Genomic DNA, 20848 nt, shown 5'->3' on the forward strand with positions numbered 1-20848 from the left:
CGGATTTTTTGATTTACTGAAATTCTCTTGTCAAATTTTTCGGTGTTTCTCCTTGGATGGCTGCGATCATGTTTTCGGCGGCCTGTTTACACATATTGAAGCGTACTTTCGCTGTTGCTGAGCCAATATGCGGCAGTAGAGTGACGTTGTCGAGCTGCAAGAGCGGATTGTCTTTGGCGACAGGTTCTTCTTCATACACGTCTAAACCGGCACCGCGAATCCAGCCTTCTTGAAGAGCGCGGATGAGGGCTTTTTCATCAACCGTCTTTCCCCGGGAAATATTGACGAAAATTGCCGAATCCTTCATCAGCTTAAATTCACGTTCCCCGATCATGTGATACGTTTCGTCAGTCAGCGGAGTAATCAGCAGAACAAAATCTGATTGCTCCAGCAGTGTATCAAGCTCAGCGTATTTAACGCCGATGCTTTCTTCAGTTTCTTGTTTGCGATGGCGGTTATGATAAAGCACGTCCATATCGAAACCGAATTTGGCGCGTCTGGCCACTTGCTCGCCGATTCTGCCCATGCCGATAATGCCTAATGTTTGATGATGGACGTCAATGCCGAAAAGTGCTTCTTCCTCAACCGTCCCCCATTTACCGGCCCGGACGAAACGGTCCAGTTCAGCAACACGTCTGGCAGATGAAAGAATTAAAGAAAAAGCCAGATCGGCCACTGTGTCATCCAGTGTATAAGGCGTATGAGTGCCGACGACGCTTCTTTCTTTCATCGCTTCTATATCAAAATTATCATAGCCTACGGATTGATTGCTGACGACCTTCAGCTTAGGAGCATGTTCGAGCAGCTCGCTGTTGATTGACGGTCCTGATGTTCCAGAAGTTAAAAACCCTTCGGCATCTTTCATTTTCTCGAATAGCACGTCTTTGGGAAGTGTATCCTCCTGCCATATCTCATAGCGGCAATGTTCGCTGATCATCTTCTCAATGTCTTCAGGAATTGGTTTTGCGATAAATACAAATGGTTTCAAAAAGGCTCCCCCTTTATATTGCTGTTGTCTATTTTATTATATCGGAAATAAATAGAAGTTAGAAATTATGACTGTGTTTATTATATTTCTGGTTCTTTTGAACTTAAAATGAAACTTGTGAATGAAAATAAAATGTTTTCCGCTTAAATAAGTTTTTAAATTATCTGAATTCACCTATATTTTTTGTCAGACAATTGCTAGCAAACCTCTTAAAGCAGGATTATAGGATTGAATAAATATAAATTTTATTATCTTTGAAAGATATAAATTTTTATGATTTTTAATTTACGGTTCATTTATAGTGTCTTTTTTTGAAACCCTTTTTGCTGCCTGTTCCTATGCTATAATTCCTTACTGTAGGCTAGGAAAGAAGGCTTGCAATATCATATGGATGGGAGATGAAATCGAATGGTTTCGTTAACAACGATTTTGGAACACAATGATCAATTTGTCAGAGAGAAGAAATATGAACCTTACAAAACGACAAAATTCCCTACAAAAAAGCTTGTCATTGTCACCTGCATGGATACAAGGCTTACTGAACTTCTTCCTCAAGCAATGGGGCTTAAAAACGGTGATGCTAAAATTGTGAAAAATGCAGGAGCCATCGTTTCCCACCCATTTGGAAGTGTCATGCGCAGCATATTGGTCGCCATTTATGAATTACAGGCTGAAGAGGTCTGTATTATCGGCCACCATGAATGCGGTATGTCAGGGCTGAATGCTTCGGCCATTCTTAAAAAAGCAAAGGAACGAGGAGTGGAAGAAAGCTGTCTGAATTTGCTGAATAGCGCCGGTTTGGATTTGGAAACTTGGCTGACGGGTTTTCACAGCGTAGAAGAAAGCGTTTCCCATAGTGTGAATATGATCAAGAATCACCCGCTGTTACCAGAGAAGCTTCCAGTTCATGGACTTGTTATTCATCCCGAAACAGGCAAACTTGATGTTGTCATTAACGGTTATGAAACTGAGTTTATAAAGACTAATTCATAAGGGAGGTTATAACGAAATATGCGATTCTCAGGGAGATACAAGGGATACAATTTACAGAAATTTCAGAAAGACCTGATTGCAGGTATAGTAGTAGGAGTTGTGGCGATTCCTTTAGGGATGGCATTTGCCATTGCCTCGGGAGTCGAGCCTGAATACGGGCTGTATACTGTTGTCATCGCAGGGATCTGTATTTCTTTATTTGGCGGATCGAAATTTCAAATTGGCGGTCCCACAGGCGCCTTTGTGCCGATATTGTTTGGCATCGTGATGCAGTACGGTCTCGAAAACCTATTGATTGCGGGGTTTATGGCAGGAGTTATGCTGGTGCTGTTCGGCCTGTTTAAACTCGGTAAAATTATGAAGTTCGTTCCGAAACCAGTCATCATCGGCTTTACGGCCGGTATCGCGGTATTAATATTCACTGAGCAAATCGCCAATTTTTTCGGATTGAGAAATGTAGAAAAACATGAGAACTTTCATCTGAATATGTTTGAAATTGCACAGAAGATCGGCACATTTAATTGGTATGCCATTTTGATTGCGGTTATTGCACTCGCCATTTTGCTTGTGTCTGCCAAATTGATGCCGAAAATTCCAGGCGCTCTGCTGGCTTTGCTTATTTCAACGATGGTTGCGGTTGTGTTTTTCCCTGATCAAATGGCAACTATTGGATCCACATATGGGGAAATCCCGCGCCATTTGCCAGAGTTTCAATTTCCGGAGTTTACACTGGATAAAATGGTGATGCTGTTTCCGGCCGCGCTTGTCATCGCTCTTCTCGGAGGTCTTGAGTCGATCTTGTCTGCGATGGTGGCCGATAACATGAAGGGGTCGAAACATGATAGCAACAAAGAGCTGGTCGGCCAGGGGATTGCCAATATGGCTGCACCTCTGTTTGGCGGAATTCCGGCTACCGGAGCTATCGCAAGAACAGCAACCAATATTAAAAATGGTGCGGTTTCACCGGTTTCGGGTGTCGTTCATGGCATCGTGGTGCTGCTTGTGCTGCTTGTATTCGCACCATATGCTTCCCATGTGCCGCTTGCGAGCATGGCGCCGGTTCTGATGGTCGTGGCGTGGAATATGAGTGAACGGAAGGAAGTCGCGAATGTGCTGAGGCTAAGAAACGCCGATTCCTTCATTTTAGCAGCAACCTTTATCTTAACGGTTCTTTTTGATTTAATTATTGGTGTGGCAACGGGATTACTGCTCGCTTTTGTGTTCTTTATCAGAAGAATGAGCGAGGCGACCCGCATTCACAATCAGGAATCGCATCCCGTCATGGCCAAAGCCGGAAACAAACAGCAGGGAGCCGATCCTTCTGTCAGCATGTATTCTATTGAAGGACCGCTGTTTTTCGGATCGATTGATTCACTGGAATCCTCCCTGTTAGAGCGTGTCCAAGAGAAACCGAAGACCATGATTTTACTTATGAATAAAGTGCATTATATGGACACGTCCGCCGAAGCGGTCTTGGTGAATATAATGAACAGAATGAAACGGAATAACGGTAAACTGATGATCGTCGGCCTGCAATCCCAACCTAGAGAGCTCCTGCATAAAACAGGTCTCTTCCACAAAATAGGCAAGCAGCATTTCTTTGATCATCAGGATGAAATCACCTGTTAAAAAAAACGGCCATTGCGGCCGTTTTTTCATGCGTTTTCAAATCGTTTTGTCAGTTTATCTTGATGGGCTTTTATCACGTCTTCTAAAGACACATCGTACATATCGGCGAGAATGGCGATATTCCCGATGACGTCGCCCATTTCTTCAATCAGCTCTTGCTTTCGCTCAGCACGAGTCGATTGTTTTTCATCCGGACGGTCTCTGCCGATTTCATAGGCTCTTACAGCCCTCGCCAGCTCTCCAGCTTCCTCCATTAAAAATCCCACCCGTATGAAAGGCCCGTACTCTGTCCAGCCTCTTTTTTTATAAAAATCCTTCATCCATTTTTCAGCTTCAGCCAACTGCAAAAAAAATCACTCCTGTAACTTTTATAAATGATGTTGATATTATCTCATACGCATGGGACAATATATAGTGTAGTTTTTATGTTTTTATACAATATATTGAGTTGGAGATGGCGGGATGAAAACAATTTGTGTATTTGCAGGATCGAACCCGGGGGTCAATGAAGAGTACAAAAGAAAAGCGGAGGAACTGGGAGCGTATATGGCGGAGCAAGAGATAGGCCTTGTTTACGGCGGCTCCAGAGTCGGTCTTATGGGCGCGATTGCCGATACGTTGATGGAACATGGGGGAAAAGCAATTGGAGTTATGCCGAGCGGTCTTTTTTCCGGAGAGGTTGTCCATCAAAAACTGACAGAACTGATTGAAGTGAACGGAATGCACGAGCGAAAAGCGAAGATGAGCGAACTTGCCGATGGATATATCGCCATGCCGGGCGGTTTCGGTACATATGAAGAATTATTTGAAGTGCTTTGCTGGTCGCAAATCGGCATTCACCAAAAACCAATCGGGCTTTATAATGTCAACGGGTATTTTGAGCCGATGATGAAAATGATCAAATACAGCATTCAGGAAGGTTTTTCAAACGAGTCACATTTAAAACTCATCCACAGCTCTTCCCGTCCTGCTGAATTAATACAGCAAATGAGGGACTACGCTTATCCGATTTTAGAGAAAAAGTGGACAGAGATTTAAAAGACTGATATGAACTTGTTTCCATTGCCCGCTGGTTTTTTCTGAACTGGCTGGCTGAAACATTCATGGAAAGAGGCGGCGGTATGAAAGGGAGCTGGAGTGTCGGGTATTTTGCTTTTTGATGATGTTGAGGTGCTTGATTTTGCCGGCCCGTTTGAGGTTTTTCGGACACGGCTGTTACTGATCAAAAAGGGGATGAGCGCAAACCGTTTGCCGTCAAAACAATTTCAGAAACAGGGGAACCGGTAAAGGCGAGAAACGGCTTGACTGTCAGTCCTGATTATTCCATTGAGCAGGCACCGGAATTCGATATTCTGATTGTGCCGGGCGGACCGGGAGCTAGAAATACAGAAATACATAATGATCGTCTGATTGATTGGATCAAGGAACGGTCTGCCTCTGTGGAATTATTGCTGTCCGTTTGTACGGGAGCGCTTCTTTTAGCAAAAGCCGGGCTGCTGGACGGCAAAAAAGCAACCACACACTGGGCAAGCTATGACAGACTGGAACAGGAATTTCCGGAAGTTGAGGTTGTCAGAGAAGTAAAGTATACGGATGGAGGGCATATCGTCACCTCAGGAGGTATATCGGCGGGGATTAACATGTCTTTTCATATTGTAAGGAGGCTTCTCGGAGAACAAACCGCAAAGCAGACCGCGAAACGAATGGAATATGATCATCCGTTTGGATAAAGAAGAGCTGCCTGTTAAGGCAGCTCTTTGGTCTTATTTCTGTTCTTCAGTGTTGCGTGTCAAAACTTTATCAATCAAGCCGTATTCCATTGCTTCTTCGGCTGATTTGAAGTTATCGCGGTCAGTATCGCGCTCAATGACTTCAAGCGGCTGGCCTGTGCGTTCAGCAAGCACTTTGTTTAATTTGTCGCGAAGCAAGAGAATGCGTTTCGCAGCAATTTCAATTTCCGTTGCCTGACCTTGCGCTCCGCCAAGCGGCTGGTGAATCATAACTTCACTGTTAGGAAGCGCATAGCGTTTGCCTTTTTCTCCGGCAGCAAGCAGGAACGCACCCATTGATGCAGCCATACCGATACAAATTGTAGATACCTTCGGCTTAATAAACTGCATGGTATCATAAATCGCCATACCGGCAGTGATGGAACCGCCCGGGCTGTTGATGTAAATAGAAATATCTTTTTCAGGGTCTTCTGCTTCTAGGAATAAAAGCTGTGACACGATGGAGTTCGCAACGTTGTCATCAATCGCAGATCCAAGCATGATGATACGGTCCTTCAATAGACGAGAGTAAATGTCATATGCTCTTTCCCCGCGGTTCGTTTGTTCAATGACTGTAGGTATTAAATTCATAATGCTCCTCCTTCACCTTTTAGGTAAGTATGTAGTTACATGATACATTTTTGGTCAATAAAGGTCAAACAAAAAGCTGACTAAAAACAAAAAGAAGTATCTTTTCACCATTTTTCCCAAAATAAAAGGCGTTCAAACCATTGTATTATGGTTTATGAAGAGAAGTGAATCTTTATGTGAGCAAGTTTGTGAAAAGGCAAAGGGCCAGAAATTATAGGGTTGTCATCCGTCGTAAAATCCCGTATAATAAGTTGTGCTGACGTTGTAAGAAATTTTTATTTATATGCGCTCGTAGCTCAGTTGGATAGAGCGGTGGTTTCCGGTACCACGTCTGCCGGGGGTTCGAATCCCTCCGAGCGCGTCCAATAGAACAACAGGAAAGACAAGGATTTTGGCGATTTGCCGTCCTTGTCTTTTTTTTTATGTGTAAAAATAAATCGCAAACCTTTCGTTAGATGTACGAGCAGGGATTACTTACTGATTCATCGAATAATGCTTGTTAGTTACACATAAGGAGGATCACTTATGACTGACAAAACAATATTTATCGACCAGCTGGCTGCCTGTTATGATCAAAATACTTGGTTTGTTTCATTAAAGCATGCAATTGAAGGATTGTCCGAAGAACAGGCACAATGGAAAAGTGTCAGCGGAACAAACTCTATACATGAAATCATGAATCATCTTAATTTTTATAATGAGCGTTATTTACTTCGTTTTAAAGGAGAAGAAGTATTGTCTTCTAAAGGTGATAATAACACAACATTTCATGCGGGAAAAACGTCTTGGCATGACACCGTTGAAAACATGGAGAGCATTTTCCTCAGCTGGCGGGAGGAATTACATCAGAGTGAGGACGAAAAATTTACTTCTGTTGCTTATATAAACGATGACGAACCATGGTCCTCTGTTCTGACCCATCTATTTCTTCACAATACCTATCATATCGGACAGATTCTTCATATCCGCAAAGAGCAGGGCAGTTGGGATTCTGCTAGGGGTGTACACTGAATGTCATGCGTCTCATTGCTGCATGATTCTTCAGAACAGCATAAATATACCAAGAGCGCCAGGCCCTTGGTATTTTACTCATTATTGTTATGATCTATTCTGCTTCATTGTCAAAAACTCTTTCTGAAAAATGCACATTCTGATGGCATTATGGTAAAATCCGTCGACGAAAAATTCGTCTTGCAGCTCGCTTTCCATAGAAAAACCGGATTTTTTATAAAGGTGAATGGCTTTTGTATTTTCTTCATCCACGATTAAATAAAGTTTGTGCAGATTCAATACTGAAAACGCGTAATTCATCGCCAAATAGGTCGCGATGATTGAGTAGCCATTGCCCTGATACCGCGGATCAATAATGATTTGAAACTCTGCCCTGCGGTGGATATAATCAATCTCGACTAATTCAACCAGTCCGACCATTTCTGTGTCTTTTTCGACAATAAAACGCCGTTCACTTTGGTCATGAATGTGCTTGTCATATAAATCCTGCAACTCTACAAACGCTTCATAAGGCTCTTCAAACCAATAAGACATGATTTTCGCATCATTATTAAGACGGTGGACAAATGCCAAGTCTTCTCGTTCTAACGGACGCAATTTAAGCTGGTTATGCATGGGGATATCCTCCAATGTGTATAAGTTATGATGTAAGTCTTAAGCCGATGACGCCGACGAGTATGAGACTAAGGGAGATCAGCTGTGAAAGGGTAAACCGTTCTTTAAACCATAAAAACCCGACTGCTGTAACTCCGATGCTGCCCACTCCGGTCCATACGGCATACGCAACTCCTGCTGGCAAGACCTGCATGGCTTTTGAAAGGCAGTAAAATGATAGAATAAAGCCGAAACACATCACGATGATGGGCCATTTTTTTCTTGTGCCGTCTATATATTTCATTGCAATTGCAGCTATAATTTCCTCTATGCCGGCAATGACTAATAACAACCACGCCATTACTGTTCACCTCTTGATTGATTGTTTTGCTCTTTGGTAAAGAGTTTCATTCCTAAAATTCCGAATAACAGCAAGGCTAAAAAGAATAATTGGCCTGCGGAAAAGGGTTCGCCTAAAAAGATTCCCGTTACGTAAGTGCCGACTGTCCCAATCCCGACAAAAACGGTATAAGCGGCTGTCATAGGTATTTTTTTGTAAGAACGAATTAACAAAATAAAGCTTACTGCAATCAACATAAAGATAATAATCCAATCGAATAGCGAATCCGCGTATTTAAGGCCCGAGGCCCATACAACTTCTAAGAAACCGGCGATGAAAACAAGTAACCAATACATTTGAAACACCTCTGTAATTTATGAATGAACGTCAGTCATTTTATAGGAAGCAAAAAACAAGCAGGACAATCCCGCTCAATTTTTATGCGGTAAGTAAGCTTCTTTTTAAGAATGTAAAGATCTCCTTCTTAAACACTTCGATATTTTCCTCTTGTTCAAAACCGATATAAAACCGTTCAGCTGTATTTTCAACCAAGTTTATAATCGTTCTGGCCGTCCATCTCACATTAATATCGCTAATAATTTCGTTGTTTTCAACAGCTTTCTTAATGATATCCTCAAGCCAAGAATAATACGGCTGATAGATGGCTTCCCACTTTTCCATGGAATGGTCAATAGCAAGACCGGAGTAACAAAGAACAATAATATCTTTATGAAGGTTCGTAATGTTGAATGTCTCGTCGATTAAGATATCTAAGACAGACCAGAAATTTTCGTTTCCGTTCATTTTTTCTTTGATCTGATCTAAAGTGTGTGTAAGAAGATTCTCTGCGATAGCCGGTATAAGAGCATTTTTAGATGAGAAATACAAATAAAATGTACCCTGTGCAGTCCCGGCTCTTTTCACGATATCTGAAATGGAAGCTTTATCTAATCCTTTTTCAGAAATGACTCCAATGGCCGCGTGCAGTATTTTTTCATATTTTCCTGACGTGTGTTTTGGCATAGTGAAGATCCTCCTAAAATGAATGACTATCATTCATTTTACCTTAAAGCTGTTTTTTTGTAAAACAAAAGAAGTAAGATTTCACTCTTACTCCTTCTGTACCAATTATTTATCATAATCAATGGCTGCTTTCGGAAGGCCCGTATACTTCGCCCAGTAATAAATTCCGAGCGAGCCGATGCCGACTAAGATGAGATCAACAGGATTGCTGATGATGCCTAAACCGTGTCCAAAGGAGCCGATATAAGAAAAGATCAGCATCATGATGTAAAAGCCGACAAGCCACCAGGCCGATTTTAGCTGCTGCGCTAAGCTGACATCTTCCTTCGGCGCATACTTGTTGAAGCAGAGATAAATCAAAAACATAATAAGCTGTGAGCCAAGAAGCCAAGAAACGGTATTCCAACCGGACCAATACACGATATAGGCTGTGAAAATAAATGAGAGCGGCCCGATGATACTCATTCCTTTTAAATAAAACGGTCTGTTTAAGTCTTTTGCGTTTACTCTCAATGCAGCAGAAGATATTGGCGCGATGGCATATGAAAGAATTAACGCAACAGAGCAAACATTGACGAGTGCATTCCAGGAAGGGAAGGGAAGCGTCCAGAAAATAGCCAAGCCGAACGACAGCCATAGCGAGGCCCGGGGTGTTCCCGTCTCTTTATTCACCTTCGAAAACACATGAAATAACGTGCCGTTCCGCGCCCAGGCGTAAACGAGACGCGAGGTTGTATTCATAAAAATATTTCCGTTGCCTCCCGGCGATAAAATGGCATCTAAGATGACTAATGTAGCAAGCCAACCTAATCCGAGCATAACCGCGATATCTTTAAACGGCAATGAGAACTCCCGTCCGATCGCCGGCCAGCCGTGTTTTAACGTCTCAGTCGGAATCGCTCCGATAAAAGTAACCTGAAGGATGGTGTAAATGATCGTTGAGACGATGATACAGATAATTAAAGCGATCGGGATGTTGCGCTTTGGATTTTTTACTTCACCTGCAACAGCCACAATCGGGTGCAGCCCGAGGTACGCAAACATGACGCCGCCGGTGGAAATAGCTGCCTGAATGCCGGTAAAACCAAATGGAGCAAAACCGCCGACTGACATATTGCCCGGTTGAAAATGAAAGATTAACACAATGATGATGGTGACCGGAACAATGTATTTAAAGATAGAAATAATGAAGTTCGCTTTTGCAAAGGTTTTGACGCTCCAATAATTCAACAGAAAAAACAAGCAAAGTAAGGCGAATTGCAAGATCCAGCCGGCAATGGTCGGAGAGTCAGACCCTTTCACTGTCAGGCCGGGAAACCAATAAGCCACATACTGGCGGACTGCCGTTACTTCAATTGAAATCAGGCTTGTATAAGCTACAATCGTTACGAAGGAAATTAAATAGCCTACAAGGTGGCCATGTGAATAGACAGGATATCTGATAATTCCTCCGGTACGGGGCAAGGCAGCACCAAGCTCTGCATAAACCAAACCGATTAACAGGATGATGGCACCCCCTAGGACCCAGGAAAAAGCGCCTGACGGACCTGCTTTGGAAGCGACATTACTGACAGCGAACAGCCACGCTGAACCAAAGATGGCCCCCATTCCAATCAGAATAAGATCAAATAGCGACATGGATTTTTGGAAATTTCCTTGTTTAGACATCCGCTTCCTCCTTAAGATCAAGCCGTTTTTAACACTTCAAATGAATGATCGCTTTACTTACAATACCCATTCTTAAGCCGATCATACACGATCTGTTGATTGATATTTGATTAGCCGAAAGCACTCAAACAAGCAGTAAGATAAAAACAGGTGCTAGACCATGCTGCACCTGTTTTCTTCAGTCTGTTATTTATAGATAGACTCTAAATGATTGATCTCGACATTTTTAAAGACAGAAGTGCCGCCTTCAGCAAAAAGGGTGATTCCTTTATCGTGTGCACGGGGAAATACTTCACTTGAAAAAACGGTTTTCCCATCGTCAATAAATACTTCAATACTTGTCTTATCAATCAATACTTTGAGATGGACTTTCTTGTTATGTGCATCAAATGGCGCTTTGCTTTCAAGAAATGTTTTCTTTTTGTCGGGCTGTCTTACAGAAGCTCTGCTGACATACGAGTAGGAGCCTTCTGCAAAAACGCCAACATCAATATGGCGCTTTTTATCTGCTGATTCACGAAGCCGTATACCTGTATTTTTGATATCGGACCAAAGGATATCGGTGTCAAGCTGATACGTGTCACCTGTGACATTCAGTGTTTTTTCACCAGTCACCTCAAGATGTTTAATAGTATCCGTTGAACTGATTAAGCTGTTCAAGGCTTCGATTGGTTCTGATTTCAGAGTGTATCCATTATCTCCTTCATGTGCCAGCTTGATTTGGCGAACAATAGAATCTGTTCCGTTAAAGCCATCCCGCAGCGTGGGTATATTGTCCGGATAATCCCAATTGTTCATCCAAGCCAGCGCATAACGTTTTTGGTATTTATCACTGCTTGTCCCGTCTTCAAATGTCACGCCGCCATACCAATCAAAACCATAATCAAGCCATTGGGGCTCCTTGTCCTCGGCCGCGAATTCCTTGCCATTATAGTCGCCGATCCAATAGGCGTAGGTGTTCGGATTGCCCTCGGATTTGCCATTCGCGCTGGCGCCCAGCACCCATTTATACGTCCCGTCATCTGCACGCATTTTGAAAAGGTCGGGACATTCAATTAGACCGGTATGTTGAGTGAGGAATCCTCCTGTATAGTGCCAGTCCTTTAGATTATGGGACTCATAAAACCCAATCTTTGTTCCCTCGGCCATCACCATCACCCATTTACCGGCTTCATCATCCCAAATTACCTTAGGGTCTCTGAAATCCTTTGTTCCCGGGTTGGCCATAACCGGATCTACACTGTATGATGTGAACGTTTGTCCTTTGTCAGTGCTGTACCATAGATATTGTTCCTGCTTGCCGCCGTTGGCAGAGGGCTGTGTCATAATCGCGACAATGGCATTCTTTCCGAAGCCCGCTGTATTTTCTGCATCAACAACGACTGAGCCTGACCATATATCACCATTCTTATTAGTGTATTTAGGAATGGCGACTCCTTCGTCTGTCCAATGCACCAAATCTTCTGATGTTGCATGGCGCCATTCTGTCCCGTTGCCGCTTGGATAATCACCATTATAGAGATAATAGTAATGATACTTTCCGTCAAAATAGATAGGTTTCTGCGGATCATTTTTCCATTTATCCGGTGTTGTAAAATGGTACGCTGCCCGATAAGAAGGGGGATCAGTTGTTTTCTTCTTCTCCTCCTTATGGTGGACCGCAAACCCAATGCCGATGAATAGGCCTAGACAACACACAATGAAAACACTTAACCGCTTATATACTTTTTTGTTAAAGACTCTTTTTTTCAAATAGATTTCCCGCTTTCATTATTTTACATCTTGGAATGTTTGCAATTGAATTGTGATTGGGCGAAGAATCTGGATACCTGGAAAATAAATGAATAACGAAAAGAAAAATGCCAACGGTTCATCGGCATTTTCTTTTCGTTATTATACAGGAGCTTATTCAGTGCTTCTTCTTATTTAGTAACTGTTAGTTGTCCTTGATCAAGGATGCTGTTTTTAACAACAGATGTTTTCTTGCCTTTAATGTTTAGTAAAAAGCTTGGCGCAAACGTAGCCTGTTTGTCTGAATAGAAGCCTCTGTTTGTCATGTAGCTTGTGATTACGACATTATTTCCTTTAGCTTGCGGTACGGCAAAGTGAGAGTACGTAAAGGTGACATCGCTAGGATCTTGGTCCATTTGTAAAACAAGTCCGGTTTTGTTTAACGGTTTGTATGGGCCAGTTAAGGAGTCAGATACATAACCTAACATATAAATATCGTCAGACGTAATGCCATCGATTGTCATTTTTGATCCTCTTGAATCAGTGAACAGGTACCATTTTCCATTCATTTTAAAGACATTCGCACGTTCAATTTCATCTGTTACAGTATTAGACGTAATCAGCGGCTTCATGACTTTTTTCAGCGTGTAGTCATCGTTTAATTCAACAATGCCGAGTGCGCCGTTAGCTAATTCAGCTGTGCGTTTTTTATCGCTTTGCAGAAGTTTTTGACTTTCTTTACGGAAGAATGATGTGCTTTTGCCATAGTATGCTTTGTTAAATAAAGATTCTTCGCCTTGGTAGCCAACTTCAGTTCCCGTATTGGCTTCGAACACAAGATATTTATGACCGTTTTCTTCTACATAGTGAGGATCTCTTAGTGTATGGTTATCGCCGGAGCTATAGTTGCCCTCATCAATAAATTGCTGCACATTTTGATAGGTTGTGCCGTCGCCGTCAAAAATAGATTTATAATCTTCAACACCGTCAATTTTGAGAGAGTTCTGATCAGGCTGAGACACATTAACCTGAGCTGTTGTTAAGGTTTGTTTGCCGTAATTCTTACCAGAGAAATCTGTGTAAAATAAACGAACCTTTCCATCAGATGTTAATGTCGCTGAACCGGACCATTCTTGCGTTTGATCTTTTAGAATCGGATCGTTAGCTGCAAATTTATCGCCATCTTTAAACACTCTTCCTGCGTTTTTCCAGCTGTCGATTGAAGTCTCGCCTGCTTTTTGGTAGAACACGTAAATAGAAGTGTCGTCCGCGTTTTTAGGATCTCCAGCTAAAGCGAATACAATGTGGTAGCCATGATAATTTGCAACGGTGCCGTCAGCATTTTGCAAAGGCCAGCTGTCCCATACGTCCAGCCCTTTTGCAGAAGAGATGTTTTTAATTGTTGATTGATCGAATTGAGGCACTTTATATTTATCGCTTTTTTGCTGTTCAGGGATTTGCAGCATGTCATGGCGGGTAATATGGGAAACGCCATATGTTTCTTTGTACGGTTTGTTATGCGTTTCTTTCGCAAACGCTTGAGTCGCGCCTCCTGCCAGCAATGCAGTTGTAAAAGTTAATACTGTTGCTTGTTTTGCAAACTTTTTGATGTTCATCATTCGTGTCTCCTTTTTTATGTACTGTGTTAGGTTAGCGGTCTGCTTCTTCCAGCCCTCCTGTTTGATAGATGGCAAGTCAGTCACATACAATAAAAAAAGACCTAAAATATGTAAAGGGATGACGCCAAAGAATACACTTTGCCCTTAACACATTTTAGGTCTTGCCTGCTTTATCAGTAACAAACCTGCGTTATTTTCTTTTCACCATTACTCTAATTGATTGGTTATTTGATTTCAACCGGACTTTTTTCCTCTTTTAGAATCGTCTTTTAATCGTTTTTTTTATTTTATATAGGCGAAAAGACTGGTAATCGCCGCGTATTATGAGTCATCAGATTTCCGAGAATTCTTTGTTAAACTCTTTATTGCCATCTTTAAGAAGTAAATCAGGAGGGAGACAAGTGGTGCATATACGAAGAGCAAAGGAAAGACCTTATCGCTATTTTAGACATCTATAATCAACGTATACGGGATCGCATTGCTCCCTTGAAACAGAAGAGAAAGACTTGAAGTACATGTCTGACTGGTTTCTCCAGCGTTCCGATAAATACGCGGTTTTGACAGCTGCAATTGAAAACGAGGTGGCGGGATGGGCTTCTCTTAATCCTTATTCTCATCGCTGCGCTTACGGGGTGTGGCTGATCTATCTCTAAGGGGGGAGAGGGTCTGAGACTTATTTTTGTTAATATTCAGCCAAGGAATCAGCTCCCTGAGGGTCGGTTTTAATGTAGGAATGGGATTCTACAGTCAATAGAATCCCTAAGCAGAATTTATCATCCCTTCAAGGATCGAATATTCGCCAGCCGTCTTTGCCGTTTAATAAATTCCTTTGTTTGTTCTGCTTTTTGTGATAAATCCTCCAAGCAGCCAAAGGGTTGCAGACCAAATAAGCAGATAGATAAGCTGGTTATTGAAATCCCACATATTTTGTCCCATTTCCAAACCATGAACAAGTGTCATAAATGCCTTTTGCGGAAGAATGGAACAGATGACGTCTAACATTTTATTGTTTGGTGTAAAGGAGATGAAACACCCTGCTAATACACTCGTAACCACACTGATTCCACTCGTTACTAAACTTGTATTTTGTTCCATCACTGAGGCCATAAATAAAGAGAATGCTGTTGCCAGCACTGTAAGAATAGCCAGCAATAAAGCCAGCATGCCAAAACCAAAGCCGATCTCAACGCCAAAAGATACTTTAGTAATCACAATGGCCAAATAGGACGGAATATATAAACATAAAAACGTAAAGATAGATTGTACCAATAAATATTTTTTTTCGCTTACCGGTGACGTTAAAATTCTTCTGAAGGTTTTTAGCATCCGGTCTTCTGGATAAAGGGTAGTCAATGCAACACCCTGCATTAAAATTAACATAACAATGAAACCTAAAATATTTGTGCCTGCGCCCCGTTCAGCTCTAAGCTCATCCTCTCCCTGATAGTTATCTGGAAGTCGCCCCGTCTCAAAAAACTGTTCAATCACTTTTTTATCCTCTTCGCTTTTCAAAGTAGTTACCGAATAACTATTATTTTTTTTCTCTACAACAGCTGTATATTTTCCTGTCACAAGATCAGAAAACTTTGGCTTTTTATGTACCAGTACCACTCTGAATGTGGGATCGTTTGGTATGTTCTGCGTATTGCCTTTGTCGGTCACCAATGCGATCTTCTCTTTTATAACTGGTTCACCGGAAAAAAAGATGGCCATTCCAATCATAAGGGGGACAATGACCACCGCAATAATAATAATTGCTTTTTTAGTTAACATACGTTCCCATCTGTTTTTGAATAAATTCAGCATACATATTCCTCCGGTTTAAACACGATCTGACTTACAATGATACAGACAATTGAAGCTAAAAGCAGGGAGGACAGCACTGGGAGAAAAATGCTGAAATCATTATCATAAATGATGCGAAAGGCACATTCCGAAACCCATTTAACTGGTGACAAATTGGAGATTTTATTTACGGTGACCCCAAGTCTATGAATCCCGAAAAATACGCCGCCAAAAAAGACAAAGAAGGCTACCGGAATTTGCATGATGCTATTTGCCTGCTCTTCATTTTTGCAAAAACAGCAGAACATCGTACCGAAACAGCAGCCAAATAACAAAAAGACATTGATTAACAACATAACGTAGGGAAGGTTCCGACCGCCAAAATTCAGCTGAAAAAGGGTTTGGGCCAAAAATAAAATAAAGCTGTAGGAAATAGTGCCAAAAAGATAAGTAGATATTAATTTAGAAAGATAAATGTCCATTTTCGAAACCGGAGCATATAAAATCCTTATATTTCCCTTCTTTACCTTTTCCTCCATAAATGTATTGGCAGCTGTCATGGCGATGAGAGCCACCGCAAAAATCGTCATATTGACTCCATAATAATCGTATGAACTAACACTGCTTGCGCCAAAATTGCTTTTTGTCACAAAGCCCATGATCGCAATCAAAATAAAAGGAAAAACCGTATTTACTAATAATAGGGCGGGTGTTCTTAATATATTCATAAAATCAAATTTGAGGATTCGTATAAAGTTCATATGTTCACTCCTAATCTCTTAGGTTTCTACCTGTTAATTCTAGAAAAACTGTTTCTAAAGAAGCCTCTTTGCTGGTCATGCTTTGAATTTTACAGCCTTCAGCAGTCAATACGGCGATCAGTTTATCAAGATGAAATTTTGACTTTTGAGCTATTACCTCCAAAATATTTTCTGTTACGTTCACTCTTATAATCCCATCCATTTTACTTATCAACCCTCTGTTTAATTGATCAAAATGGGTTAACTGGAAGGAGTACGCGGTTTCATTATGTACTTTTTGATTTAATTCCTCTTTTGTTCCATGGGCAATAATGTTGCCATCGTTCATTATAATAATCCGATCAGAAATGGTCTCAACTTCTTCCATGTAGTGTGTTGAATAAATAATTGTCGCACCTTTATTCTTCAGCACTTTAATAGATTCTAAAATGTGGTTTCTGGATTGAGGATCAATTCCCACTGTAGGTTCATCCATGATAATCAGCTTCGGCTGATGGGCAATGGCACATGCAATATTTAATCTCCTTTTCATCCCGCCTGAAAAGGTTTTAGGTTTATCATCTTTCCGATCATATAGCTGTACTAGCTCTAATGCTTCCTTTACTTGGGTTTCCAACTCTTTTCCTTTAAGATTATAAAGGCCGGCAAAAAAACGAACATTTTTTTCAGCAGAAATTTCTTCATAAATGGCGATGTCCTGAGGAACAACTCCGATGCCCTGCTTGATCAGCTTTACATCTTTTTTTAAATCGCGGCCAAATATAGTTACTTTTCCGGCGGTAGCTGATAAAACTGTGGCTAAAATATTAATAGTTGTGCTTTTACCTGCCCCGTTTGGACCAAGCAAGCCGAGAATTTCCCCCTCTCTCACTTCAAAAGTAATGCCATCAACCGCAACTTTATTTGGGTAATGTTTCTTCAAATTTTCTACTGCGACAATGTTGTTCATTCGCTATCTCCTTTTTGCAAGCGGCGTTTTGCAAATTCCTGTAACGCTCTGGTTTGTAATGCTCCCCGGTCTTGTTCAATTTCAAAATCAGGCGCTGTTTCTTCAAAACCATCCTGCTCTTCTCCGTCAAAGCTATACAATTTCTTTAATAAATTCCATAGTGTCTCTAGCTCTTCCGTTGTAAATTCTTTAAAAAGATCTGCCATGAAATATATTGCTTTTTCACCGCATTCTGCCATAATCTGATTTCCTGATTCAGTAATTTTTACATTCACCGCGCGTTTGTCTCGTTTGCTCGGTTCTGTGCGCAAATATCCTCTTTTTTCAATACTGCCAATCAGTTTGTTGGCATTCTGTTTCGAAGTGCCTAATTTTTTAGCAATATTATTGATTGTTGTTTCCTCCTCCGGTAAGTGGAGGATGGCTACCATAGTCATAAATTGCCTTGAAGTTAAACTTTCAAAATACACATCCCCTCGAAATTGAATTTTGTTAAGGACGGAAAAAAGTGTAGCGTATGCTTGCTGCATAAAAAATAAATCTTTTAGTTCTTTTGAAAAGTCCATTATATTCCTCCTAAAGACAATATATTGTCTATTATGATAGCATCTTTTGGAAAAATGTCAACTTGTTGTCTATTTTTCACCTCTTTGTTTCAAACCTCGGACAGAGCCGAGGGATCCTCGCTTTTTTTGCACATAAGCGTATCCATTTAAACTTATTTCAGCTTTTCCGGGCAGATACCGTTTCTATTTCTGTATCTATCAATATGATAGTGTATCGCTATAAGTCTAATAGAAGAGAAAGTGACTATAAGGAGGAACAAGCAATGCCGCCACGGCCGACTAAATGGATTAAGAGGAACATTCGTCCGGAACCTCTTTTATCACCTAGTGTCATGCAAGGGAGAAATGGCAATACCCCAGCTGCTCAACAAAACCAGCTCTTCGGACCTGCCAATAACCAGCCTATTTCAGCGTTCAGAGCCGTCAACAGTACTGCTCAGTCTTTGCCTGCAAACGCAGCCAGCGGAGTCTTATTTCAAAATGAACAATTTGATTTAGCGAATGAATATAATCCCAATACCTCTACATTTACGCCAAGAACAGCCGGAGTCTATTCGCTTATCGCATCCGTTGAGTTTCAAACGACTGCCATCGTTGACTTTACCTTCGAAGTTGTTTTTCTTGTCAATCAAGATGTTGTAGGCGGAGATAACGAATTTCGGGGAGGGGCTCTTCCGGCAATCGTAACTATTAATGATATACTACAGTTAAATGCAGGGGATACGGTGACAGTTGCGATGAGAAGCACTGCCGCGGGCGCCGTCCAAGTTAGCACAAGCACACATTTTGCAGCCGCCAGACTTCCATCTCCGACTGCATAAATATGCTGATCAATGTAACGGAGCCAATCATGAAAGTTGGTTTTTCCTATTTTTCTAAGGAATGATCGACTTTTTTTACATATGTTTACCTTTTGGAATAAGCTTGTTTGTTATGATTTTGCTTCGCAGGTCGATTGAAAAATCTTTGATAAATGTTCCTGCAAAGTACCGCATTTTTGTTTAGGAGCGTCTCTTGCAAAATTGGAGGCTGAAATTGTGTTGACCTCTTTCGTCAATAAGCTTTCTCATATTGAAAAAGACCCGGCATTTGATTTTTGATGTACAAGTGCAGTACTTGAAGAGTTGTCCTATGGTGATTAGATGATAAGGACCTCACAAGTGAAGTAGAAAAGACAAGGCTAGCCGGCCTTGTCTTTTGTATCGTGTTTTCCTTCATTCTATGTGATGTAAAGCTTAGGAAATAACTTGGCGTTGCATGATAGCATGTATCGTCTCGGTGATTCCTTTTTCAAATGAAACAGCAGGAATAGGGCCTGCTAAACGCTCATATTTTTTTCCGCTCAAGCTGTTTTCTTTTATCTGCATCCGGGTCTTGTTCGATAGAAATCGAGCTGTTAAAGATCAAGGTTTTCCGTGTTTCTTCATTATAATTAGGCCATTCGACGGTGCTGTGGTTTGGGTCGCCTGTACGGGCAAATGTGATCCAGGCGGTTTGAATGTGTGTGGAAAGCTGTTTTGTGTCTTCGCTGATTTTTGTTTGCAGCGCCGCTTCAAGGGATTCAAAATTACCGAAAACAAACGGTATTTCTAAGGCATGAATCGCCTTGTCAAGCGGCGGTCGCCCTAGATGCCAGTCGAATCGGTACATCCAGACAGGTGCGATATTGGATTGTGCTGAGGCATAAGTAATAGACGGACGCCAAAAGAGCAGATCGGTCATCATATGAATTTGGCTTTCCAAAGATGGAGGATATAAGCCAGCTGCTCTTCTCGCAAACTCCTGTCCTCCAAATTGCTCTAGCGCCTGATTGATTTCTGCTTGAGACATCACTTCTGAATCAGGTGTAAAAAATAAGTAGCCTTCATCCTTGTTGGTTCCGATTAAAAGAGGAATCCCCTCTGCCGCTCCTTGTGCAATCGCTTTTTCCGGTTCAACTGGAAGGGTGTCCGGGTCTGTTGTCGGCTGGAAAAGGAGTGAGAAGATATTTTCATTATTCGTATTCCTGATCTTGTCAGCCGCGTTTAGAATATCCTCAGACGTTTTGGAATGGAGAAGCTCTGGTTGATCAGGCTCAATGTCGAGCGTTTCCAGAAATGCCGCAGCAATATCAGCCGCTTTTTCGCTTGGCATGGTTTGAGAAGCGCCGCTTTCCATAATCGCTTTTTGGAATAAGCCCTTTGCCTTTGGCATTGTAAGAAGAGCGGCAATACTCATTCCGCCTGCTGATTCTCCGAATATCGTCACGTTTTCCGGATTCCCGCCAAAGGCAGAAATGTTATCTTTTACCCATTGTAAGGCCGCGATTTGGTCAAGAAGACCGAGGTTATTTGTGTATGAGTTATCAATAGAAGATAAATGTAAAAAACCGAAAGGCCCTAAACGATAGTTAAGAGTGACCACAATGACGCCGCCCGCCGCCGCAAGTGCAGACCCGTCATACAGAGGCTCGCTTCCCGCTCCGAGGTAAAATGCCCCGCCGTGAATCCAGACCATTACCGGCAGATCCTTTTCGGGCGTATCAGGTGCATAGACATTTAAATAAAGGCAATCCTCCGACTGAACGGGCATTTCCGCTCCTGCAAACGACCTGGACAGCAAATCAGACGGCTGGGGGCACACAGGGCCAAATTCTGCGGCATTCCGTACACCGCTCCAAGACTTTGGAGCTTGAGGCGCTTTGAATCTCAATTTTCCTGTGGGAGGCTGTGCAAATGGGATGCCTTTCCATGTATGCACACTATTTTTTGCAGTGCCTTTCAGCGCTCCGTACCGGGTTTGAACAGTAAGAACAGCCATTTCTATCACTCCTCTTTTTACCCTTCATTATA

At 41.8% G+C, this 20848-nt stretch carries 21 protein-coding genes, 1 tRNA gene and 2 pseudogenes; 9 read left to right on the plus strand and 15 right to left on the minus strand.

The features are described 5' to 3' along the window. Nucleotides 1-13: 13 nt before the first annotated feature. On the minus strand, nucleotides 14-988 hold the full coding sequence (locus GXP75_RS08630) for a 2-hydroxyacid dehydrogenase (protein ID WP_277990700.1): 975 nt from the start codon (nucleotides 986-988) through the stop codon (nucleotides 14-16). 408 nt (nucleotides 989-1396) lie between these two features. Between GXP75_RS08630 and GXP75_RS08635 the strand changes: the two genes are divergently transcribed. Together GXP75_RS08635 and GXP75_RS08640 are read left to right on the plus strand one after the other, a co-directional pair. Next, the gene (locus tag GXP75_RS08635) at nucleotides 1397-1981 is read left to right on the plus strand and encodes a beta-class carbonic anhydrase (RefSeq protein ID WP_061570760.1); all 585 of its coding nucleotides are present in this window, start codon (nucleotides 1397-1399) and stop codon (nucleotides 1979-1981) included. Nucleotides 1982-1999: 18 nt separating this feature from the next. Beyond that, entirely contained in the window at nucleotides 2000-3610 is a 1611-nt protein-coding gene (locus GXP75_RS08640; RefSeq protein WP_242556596.1) for a SulP family inorganic anion transporter, read from the plus strand. A 26-nt stretch (nucleotides 3611-3636) separates the two neighbouring features. On the opposite strand, the gene GXP75_RS08645 is transcribed toward GXP75_RS08640, so the two are convergent. Then, on the minus strand, nucleotides 3637-3957 hold the full coding sequence (locus tag GXP75_RS08645) for a MazG-like family protein (protein ID WP_242556597.1): 321 nt from the start codon (nucleotides 3955-3957) through the stop codon (nucleotides 3637-3639). A 115-nt stretch (nucleotides 3958-4072) separates the two neighbouring features. Between GXP75_RS08645 and GXP75_RS08650 the strand changes: the two genes are divergently transcribed. Together GXP75_RS08650 and GXP75_RS08655 are read left to right on the plus strand one after the other, a co-directional pair. Next, complete coding sequence (locus tag GXP75_RS08650) at nucleotides 4073-4648, plus strand: TIGR00730 family Rossman fold protein (RefSeq protein WP_061570757.1); 576 nt, start codon at nucleotides 4073-4075, stop codon at nucleotides 4646-4648. An 83-nt stretch (nucleotides 4649-4731) separates the two neighbouring features. After that, a pseudogene (locus tag GXP75_RS08655) lies at nucleotides 4732-5340 on the plus strand (DJ-1/PfpI family protein). Nucleotides 5341-5373: 33 nt separating this feature from the next. Here GXP75_RS08655 and clpP read toward each other — a convergent pair. Further along, on the minus strand, nucleotides 5374-5970 hold the full coding sequence (gene clpP / locus GXP75_RS08660) for an ATP-dependent Clp endopeptidase proteolytic subunit ClpP (protein ID WP_003326811.1): 597 nt from the start codon (nucleotides 5968-5970) through the stop codon (nucleotides 5374-5376). A gap of 285 nt (nucleotides 5971-6255) precedes the next feature. Here clpP and GXP75_RS08665 point away from each other — a divergent pair. Beyond that, nucleotides 6256-6331 (plus strand) — tRNA-Arg (locus GXP75_RS08665). 164 nt (nucleotides 6332-6495) lie between these two features. Further along, a complete protein-coding gene (locus tag GXP75_RS08670; RefSeq protein ID WP_242556598.1) occupies nucleotides 6496-6981 on the plus strand; it encodes a DinB family protein in 486 nt (161 codons plus the stop codon). 87 nt (nucleotides 6982-7068) lie between these two features. Here GXP75_RS08670 and speG read toward each other — a convergent pair whose 3' ends face one another. The 7 genes from speG to GXP75_RS08705 all read right to left on the minus strand — a co-directional run bounded on the left by speG (nucleotide 7069) and on the right by GXP75_RS08705 (nucleotide 13953). Then, nucleotides 7069-7596 carry a spermidine N1-acetyltransferase gene (gene speG, locus GXP75_RS08675; RefSeq protein ID WP_242556599.1) on the minus strand — a complete coding sequence of 176 codons (528 nt, stop codon included), beginning with the start codon at nucleotides 7594-7596 and terminating at the stop codon, nucleotides 7069-7071. A 25-nt stretch (nucleotides 7597-7621) separates the two neighbouring features. Next, nucleotides 7622-7936: a DMT family transporter gene (locus GXP75_RS08680; protein ID WP_003326815.1), complete on the minus strand. Its 315-nt coding sequence runs from the start codon at nucleotides 7934-7936 to the stop codon at nucleotides 7622-7624. Continuing rightward, nucleotides 7936-8271, minus strand: coding sequence for a DMT family transporter (locus GXP75_RS08685; protein ID WP_010790011.1), 336 nt, complete (start codon nucleotides 8269-8271; stop codon nucleotides 7936-7938). Before GXP75_RS08685 ends, GXP75_RS08680 begins: the two co-directional genes overlap by 1 nt. An 82-nt stretch (nucleotides 8272-8353) precedes the next feature. Beyond that, nucleotides 8354-8938 carry a TetR/AcrR family transcriptional regulator gene (locus GXP75_RS08690; RefSeq protein WP_242556600.1) on the minus strand — a complete coding sequence of 195 codons (585 nt, stop codon included), beginning with the start codon at nucleotides 8936-8938 and terminating at the stop codon, nucleotides 8354-8356. 105 nt (nucleotides 8939-9043) lie between these two features. Next, entirely contained in the window at nucleotides 9044-10606 is a 1563-nt protein-coding gene (aspP, locus tag GXP75_RS08695; protein ID WP_242556601.1) for an aspartate/proton symporter AspP, read from the minus strand. A gap of 186 nt (nucleotides 10607-10792) precedes the next feature. Next, entirely contained in the window at nucleotides 10793-12358 is a 1566-nt protein-coding gene (locus tag GXP75_RS08700) for a glycoside hydrolase family 32 protein (protein WP_214916433.1), read from the minus strand. Nucleotides 12359-12528: 170 nt separating this feature from the next. Further along, nucleotides 12529-13953: a glycoside hydrolase family 68 protein gene (locus GXP75_RS08705; protein WP_242556602.1), complete on the minus strand. Its 1425-nt coding sequence runs from the start codon at nucleotides 13951-13953 to the stop codon at nucleotides 12529-12531. Nucleotides 13954-14471: 518 nt separating this feature from the next. Between GXP75_RS08705 and GXP75_RS08710 the strand changes: the two genes are divergently transcribed. Further along, a complete protein-coding gene (locus tag GXP75_RS08710) occupies nucleotides 14472-14609 on the plus strand; it encodes a GNAT family N-acetyltransferase (RefSeq protein ID WP_242556603.1) in 138 nt (45 codons plus the stop codon). Nucleotides 14610-14772: 163 nt separating this feature from the next. On the opposite strand, the gene GXP75_RS08715 is transcribed toward GXP75_RS08710, so the two are convergent. From GXP75_RS08715 to GXP75_RS08730, 4 genes are read right to left on the minus strand one after another with little or no spacing between them, the layout of a single operon-like run. Then, the gene (locus GXP75_RS08715) at nucleotides 14773-15762 is read right to left on the minus strand and encodes an ABC transporter permease (RefSeq protein ID WP_242556604.1); all 990 of its coding nucleotides are present in this window, start codon (nucleotides 15760-15762) and stop codon (nucleotides 14773-14775) included. Next, nucleotides 15756-16502 carry an ABC transporter permease gene (locus tag GXP75_RS08720; protein ID WP_061570750.1) on the minus strand — a complete coding sequence of 249 codons (747 nt, stop codon included), beginning with the start codon at nucleotides 16500-16502 and terminating at the stop codon, nucleotides 15756-15758. Before GXP75_RS08720 ends, GXP75_RS08715 begins: the two co-directional genes overlap by 7 nt. A 10-nt stretch (nucleotides 16503-16512) precedes the next feature. After that, nucleotides 16513-17451 (minus strand): ABC transporter ATP-binding protein, encoded by a 939-nt coding sequence (locus GXP75_RS08725; RefSeq protein WP_242556605.1) that lies wholly within the window; start codon nucleotides 17449-17451, stop codon nucleotides 16513-16515. Then, nucleotides 17448-18017: a MarR family winged helix-turn-helix transcriptional regulator gene (locus GXP75_RS08730; RefSeq protein ID WP_061669219.1), complete on the minus strand. Its 570-nt coding sequence runs from the start codon at nucleotides 18015-18017 to the stop codon at nucleotides 17448-17450. Before GXP75_RS08730 ends, GXP75_RS08725 begins: the two co-directional genes overlap by 4 nt. Before the next feature lie 263 nt (nucleotides 18018-18280). Here GXP75_RS08730 and GXP75_RS08735 point away from each other — a divergent pair, with 263 nt between their 5' ends. Further along, nucleotides 18281-18838: a C1q-like domain-containing protein gene (locus GXP75_RS08735; RefSeq protein WP_242556606.1), complete on the plus strand. Its 558-nt coding sequence runs from the start codon at nucleotides 18281-18283 to the stop codon at nucleotides 18836-18838. Between the two features lie 162 nt (nucleotides 18839-19000). Continuing rightward, nucleotides 19001-19108: pseudogene (locus GXP75_RS21605) on the plus strand (cytochrome P450); the annotation flags it as partial. Between the two features lie 235 nt (nucleotides 19109-19343). Here GXP75_RS21605 and GXP75_RS08740 read toward each other — a convergent pair. After that, nucleotides 19344-20816, minus strand: coding sequence for a carboxylesterase/lipase family protein (locus tag GXP75_RS08740; protein WP_242556607.1), 1473 nt, complete (start codon nucleotides 20814-20816; stop codon nucleotides 19344-19346). Between the last annotated feature and the right edge of the window lie 32 nt (nucleotides 20817-20848).

It is taken from the genome of Bacillus sp. HU-1818, assembly GCF_022695965.1.
In the GTDB taxonomy this organism is placed as follows: domain Bacteria; phylum Bacillota; class Bacilli; order Bacillales; family Bacillaceae; genus Bacillus; species Bacillus atrophaeus.

Bases quoted from the DNA above. Each gene is read 5' to 3' on its own strand.
- GXP75_RS08710 (WP_242556603.1), top strand. From the start codon at position 14,472: ATGTCTGACTGGTTTCTCCAGCGTTCCGATAAATACGCGGTTTTGACA.
- GXP75_RS08680 (WP_003326815.1), bottom strand. From the start codon at position 7,936: ATGGCGTGGTTGTTATTAGTCATTGCCGGCATAGAGGAAATTATAGCT.
- GXP75_RS08670 (WP_242556598.1), top strand. From the start codon at position 6,496: ATGACTGACAAAACAATATTTATCGACCAGCTGGCTGCCTGTTATGAT.
- GXP75_RS08705 (WP_242556602.1), bottom strand. From the start codon at position 13,953: ATGAACATCAAAAAGTTTGCAAAACAAGCAACAGTATTAACTTTTACA.
- GXP75_RS08730 (WP_061669219.1), bottom strand. From the start codon at position 18,017: ATGGACTTTTCAAAAGAACTAAAAGATTTATTTTTTATGCAGCAAGCA.
- GXP75_RS08735 (WP_242556606.1), top strand. From the start codon at position 18,281: ATGCCGCCACGGCCGACTAAATGGATTAAGAGGAACATTCGTCCGGAA.
- clpP (WP_003326811.1), bottom strand. From the start codon at position 5,970: ATGAATTTAATACCTACAGTCATTGAACAAACGAACCGCGGGGAAAGA.
- GXP75_RS08635 (WP_061570760.1), top strand. From the start codon at position 1,397: ATGGTTTCGTTAACAACGATTTTGGAACACAATGATCAATTTGTCAGA.
- GXP75_RS08715 (WP_242556604.1), bottom strand. From the start codon at position 15,762: ATGCTGAATTTATTCAAAAACAGATGGGAACGTATGTTAACTAAAAAA.
- GXP75_RS08650 (WP_061570757.1), top strand. From the start codon at position 4,073: ATGAAAACAATTTGTGTATTTGCAGGATCGAACCCGGGGGTCAATGAA.
- GXP75_RS08640 (WP_242556596.1), top strand. From the start codon at position 2,000: ATGCGATTCTCAGGGAGATACAAGGGATACAATTTACAGAAATTTCAG.
- GXP75_RS08720 (WP_061570750.1), bottom strand. From the start codon at position 16,502: ATGAACTTTATACGAATCCTCAAATTTGATTTTATGAATATATTAAGA.
- GXP75_RS08685 (WP_010790011.1), bottom strand. From the start codon at position 8,271: ATGTATTGGTTACTTGTTTTCATCGCCGGTTTCTTAGAAGTTGTATGG.
- GXP75_RS08725 (WP_242556605.1), bottom strand. From the start codon at position 17,451: ATGAACAACATTGTCGCAGTAGAAAATTTGAAGAAACATTACCCAAAT.
- GXP75_RS08740 (WP_242556607.1), bottom strand. From the start codon at position 20,816: ATGGCTGTTCTTACTGTTCAAACCCGGTACGGAGCGCTGAAAGGCACT.
- speG (WP_242556599.1), bottom strand. From the start codon at position 7,596: ATGCATAACCAGCTTAAATTGCGTCCGTTAGAACGAGAAGACTTGGCA.
- aspP (WP_242556601.1), bottom strand. From the start codon at position 10,606: ATGTCTAAACAAGGAAATTTCCAAAAATCCATGTCGCTATTTGATCTT.
- GXP75_RS08690 (WP_242556600.1), bottom strand. From the start codon at position 8,938: ATGCCAAAACACACGTCAGGAAAATATGAAAAAATACTGCACGCGGCC.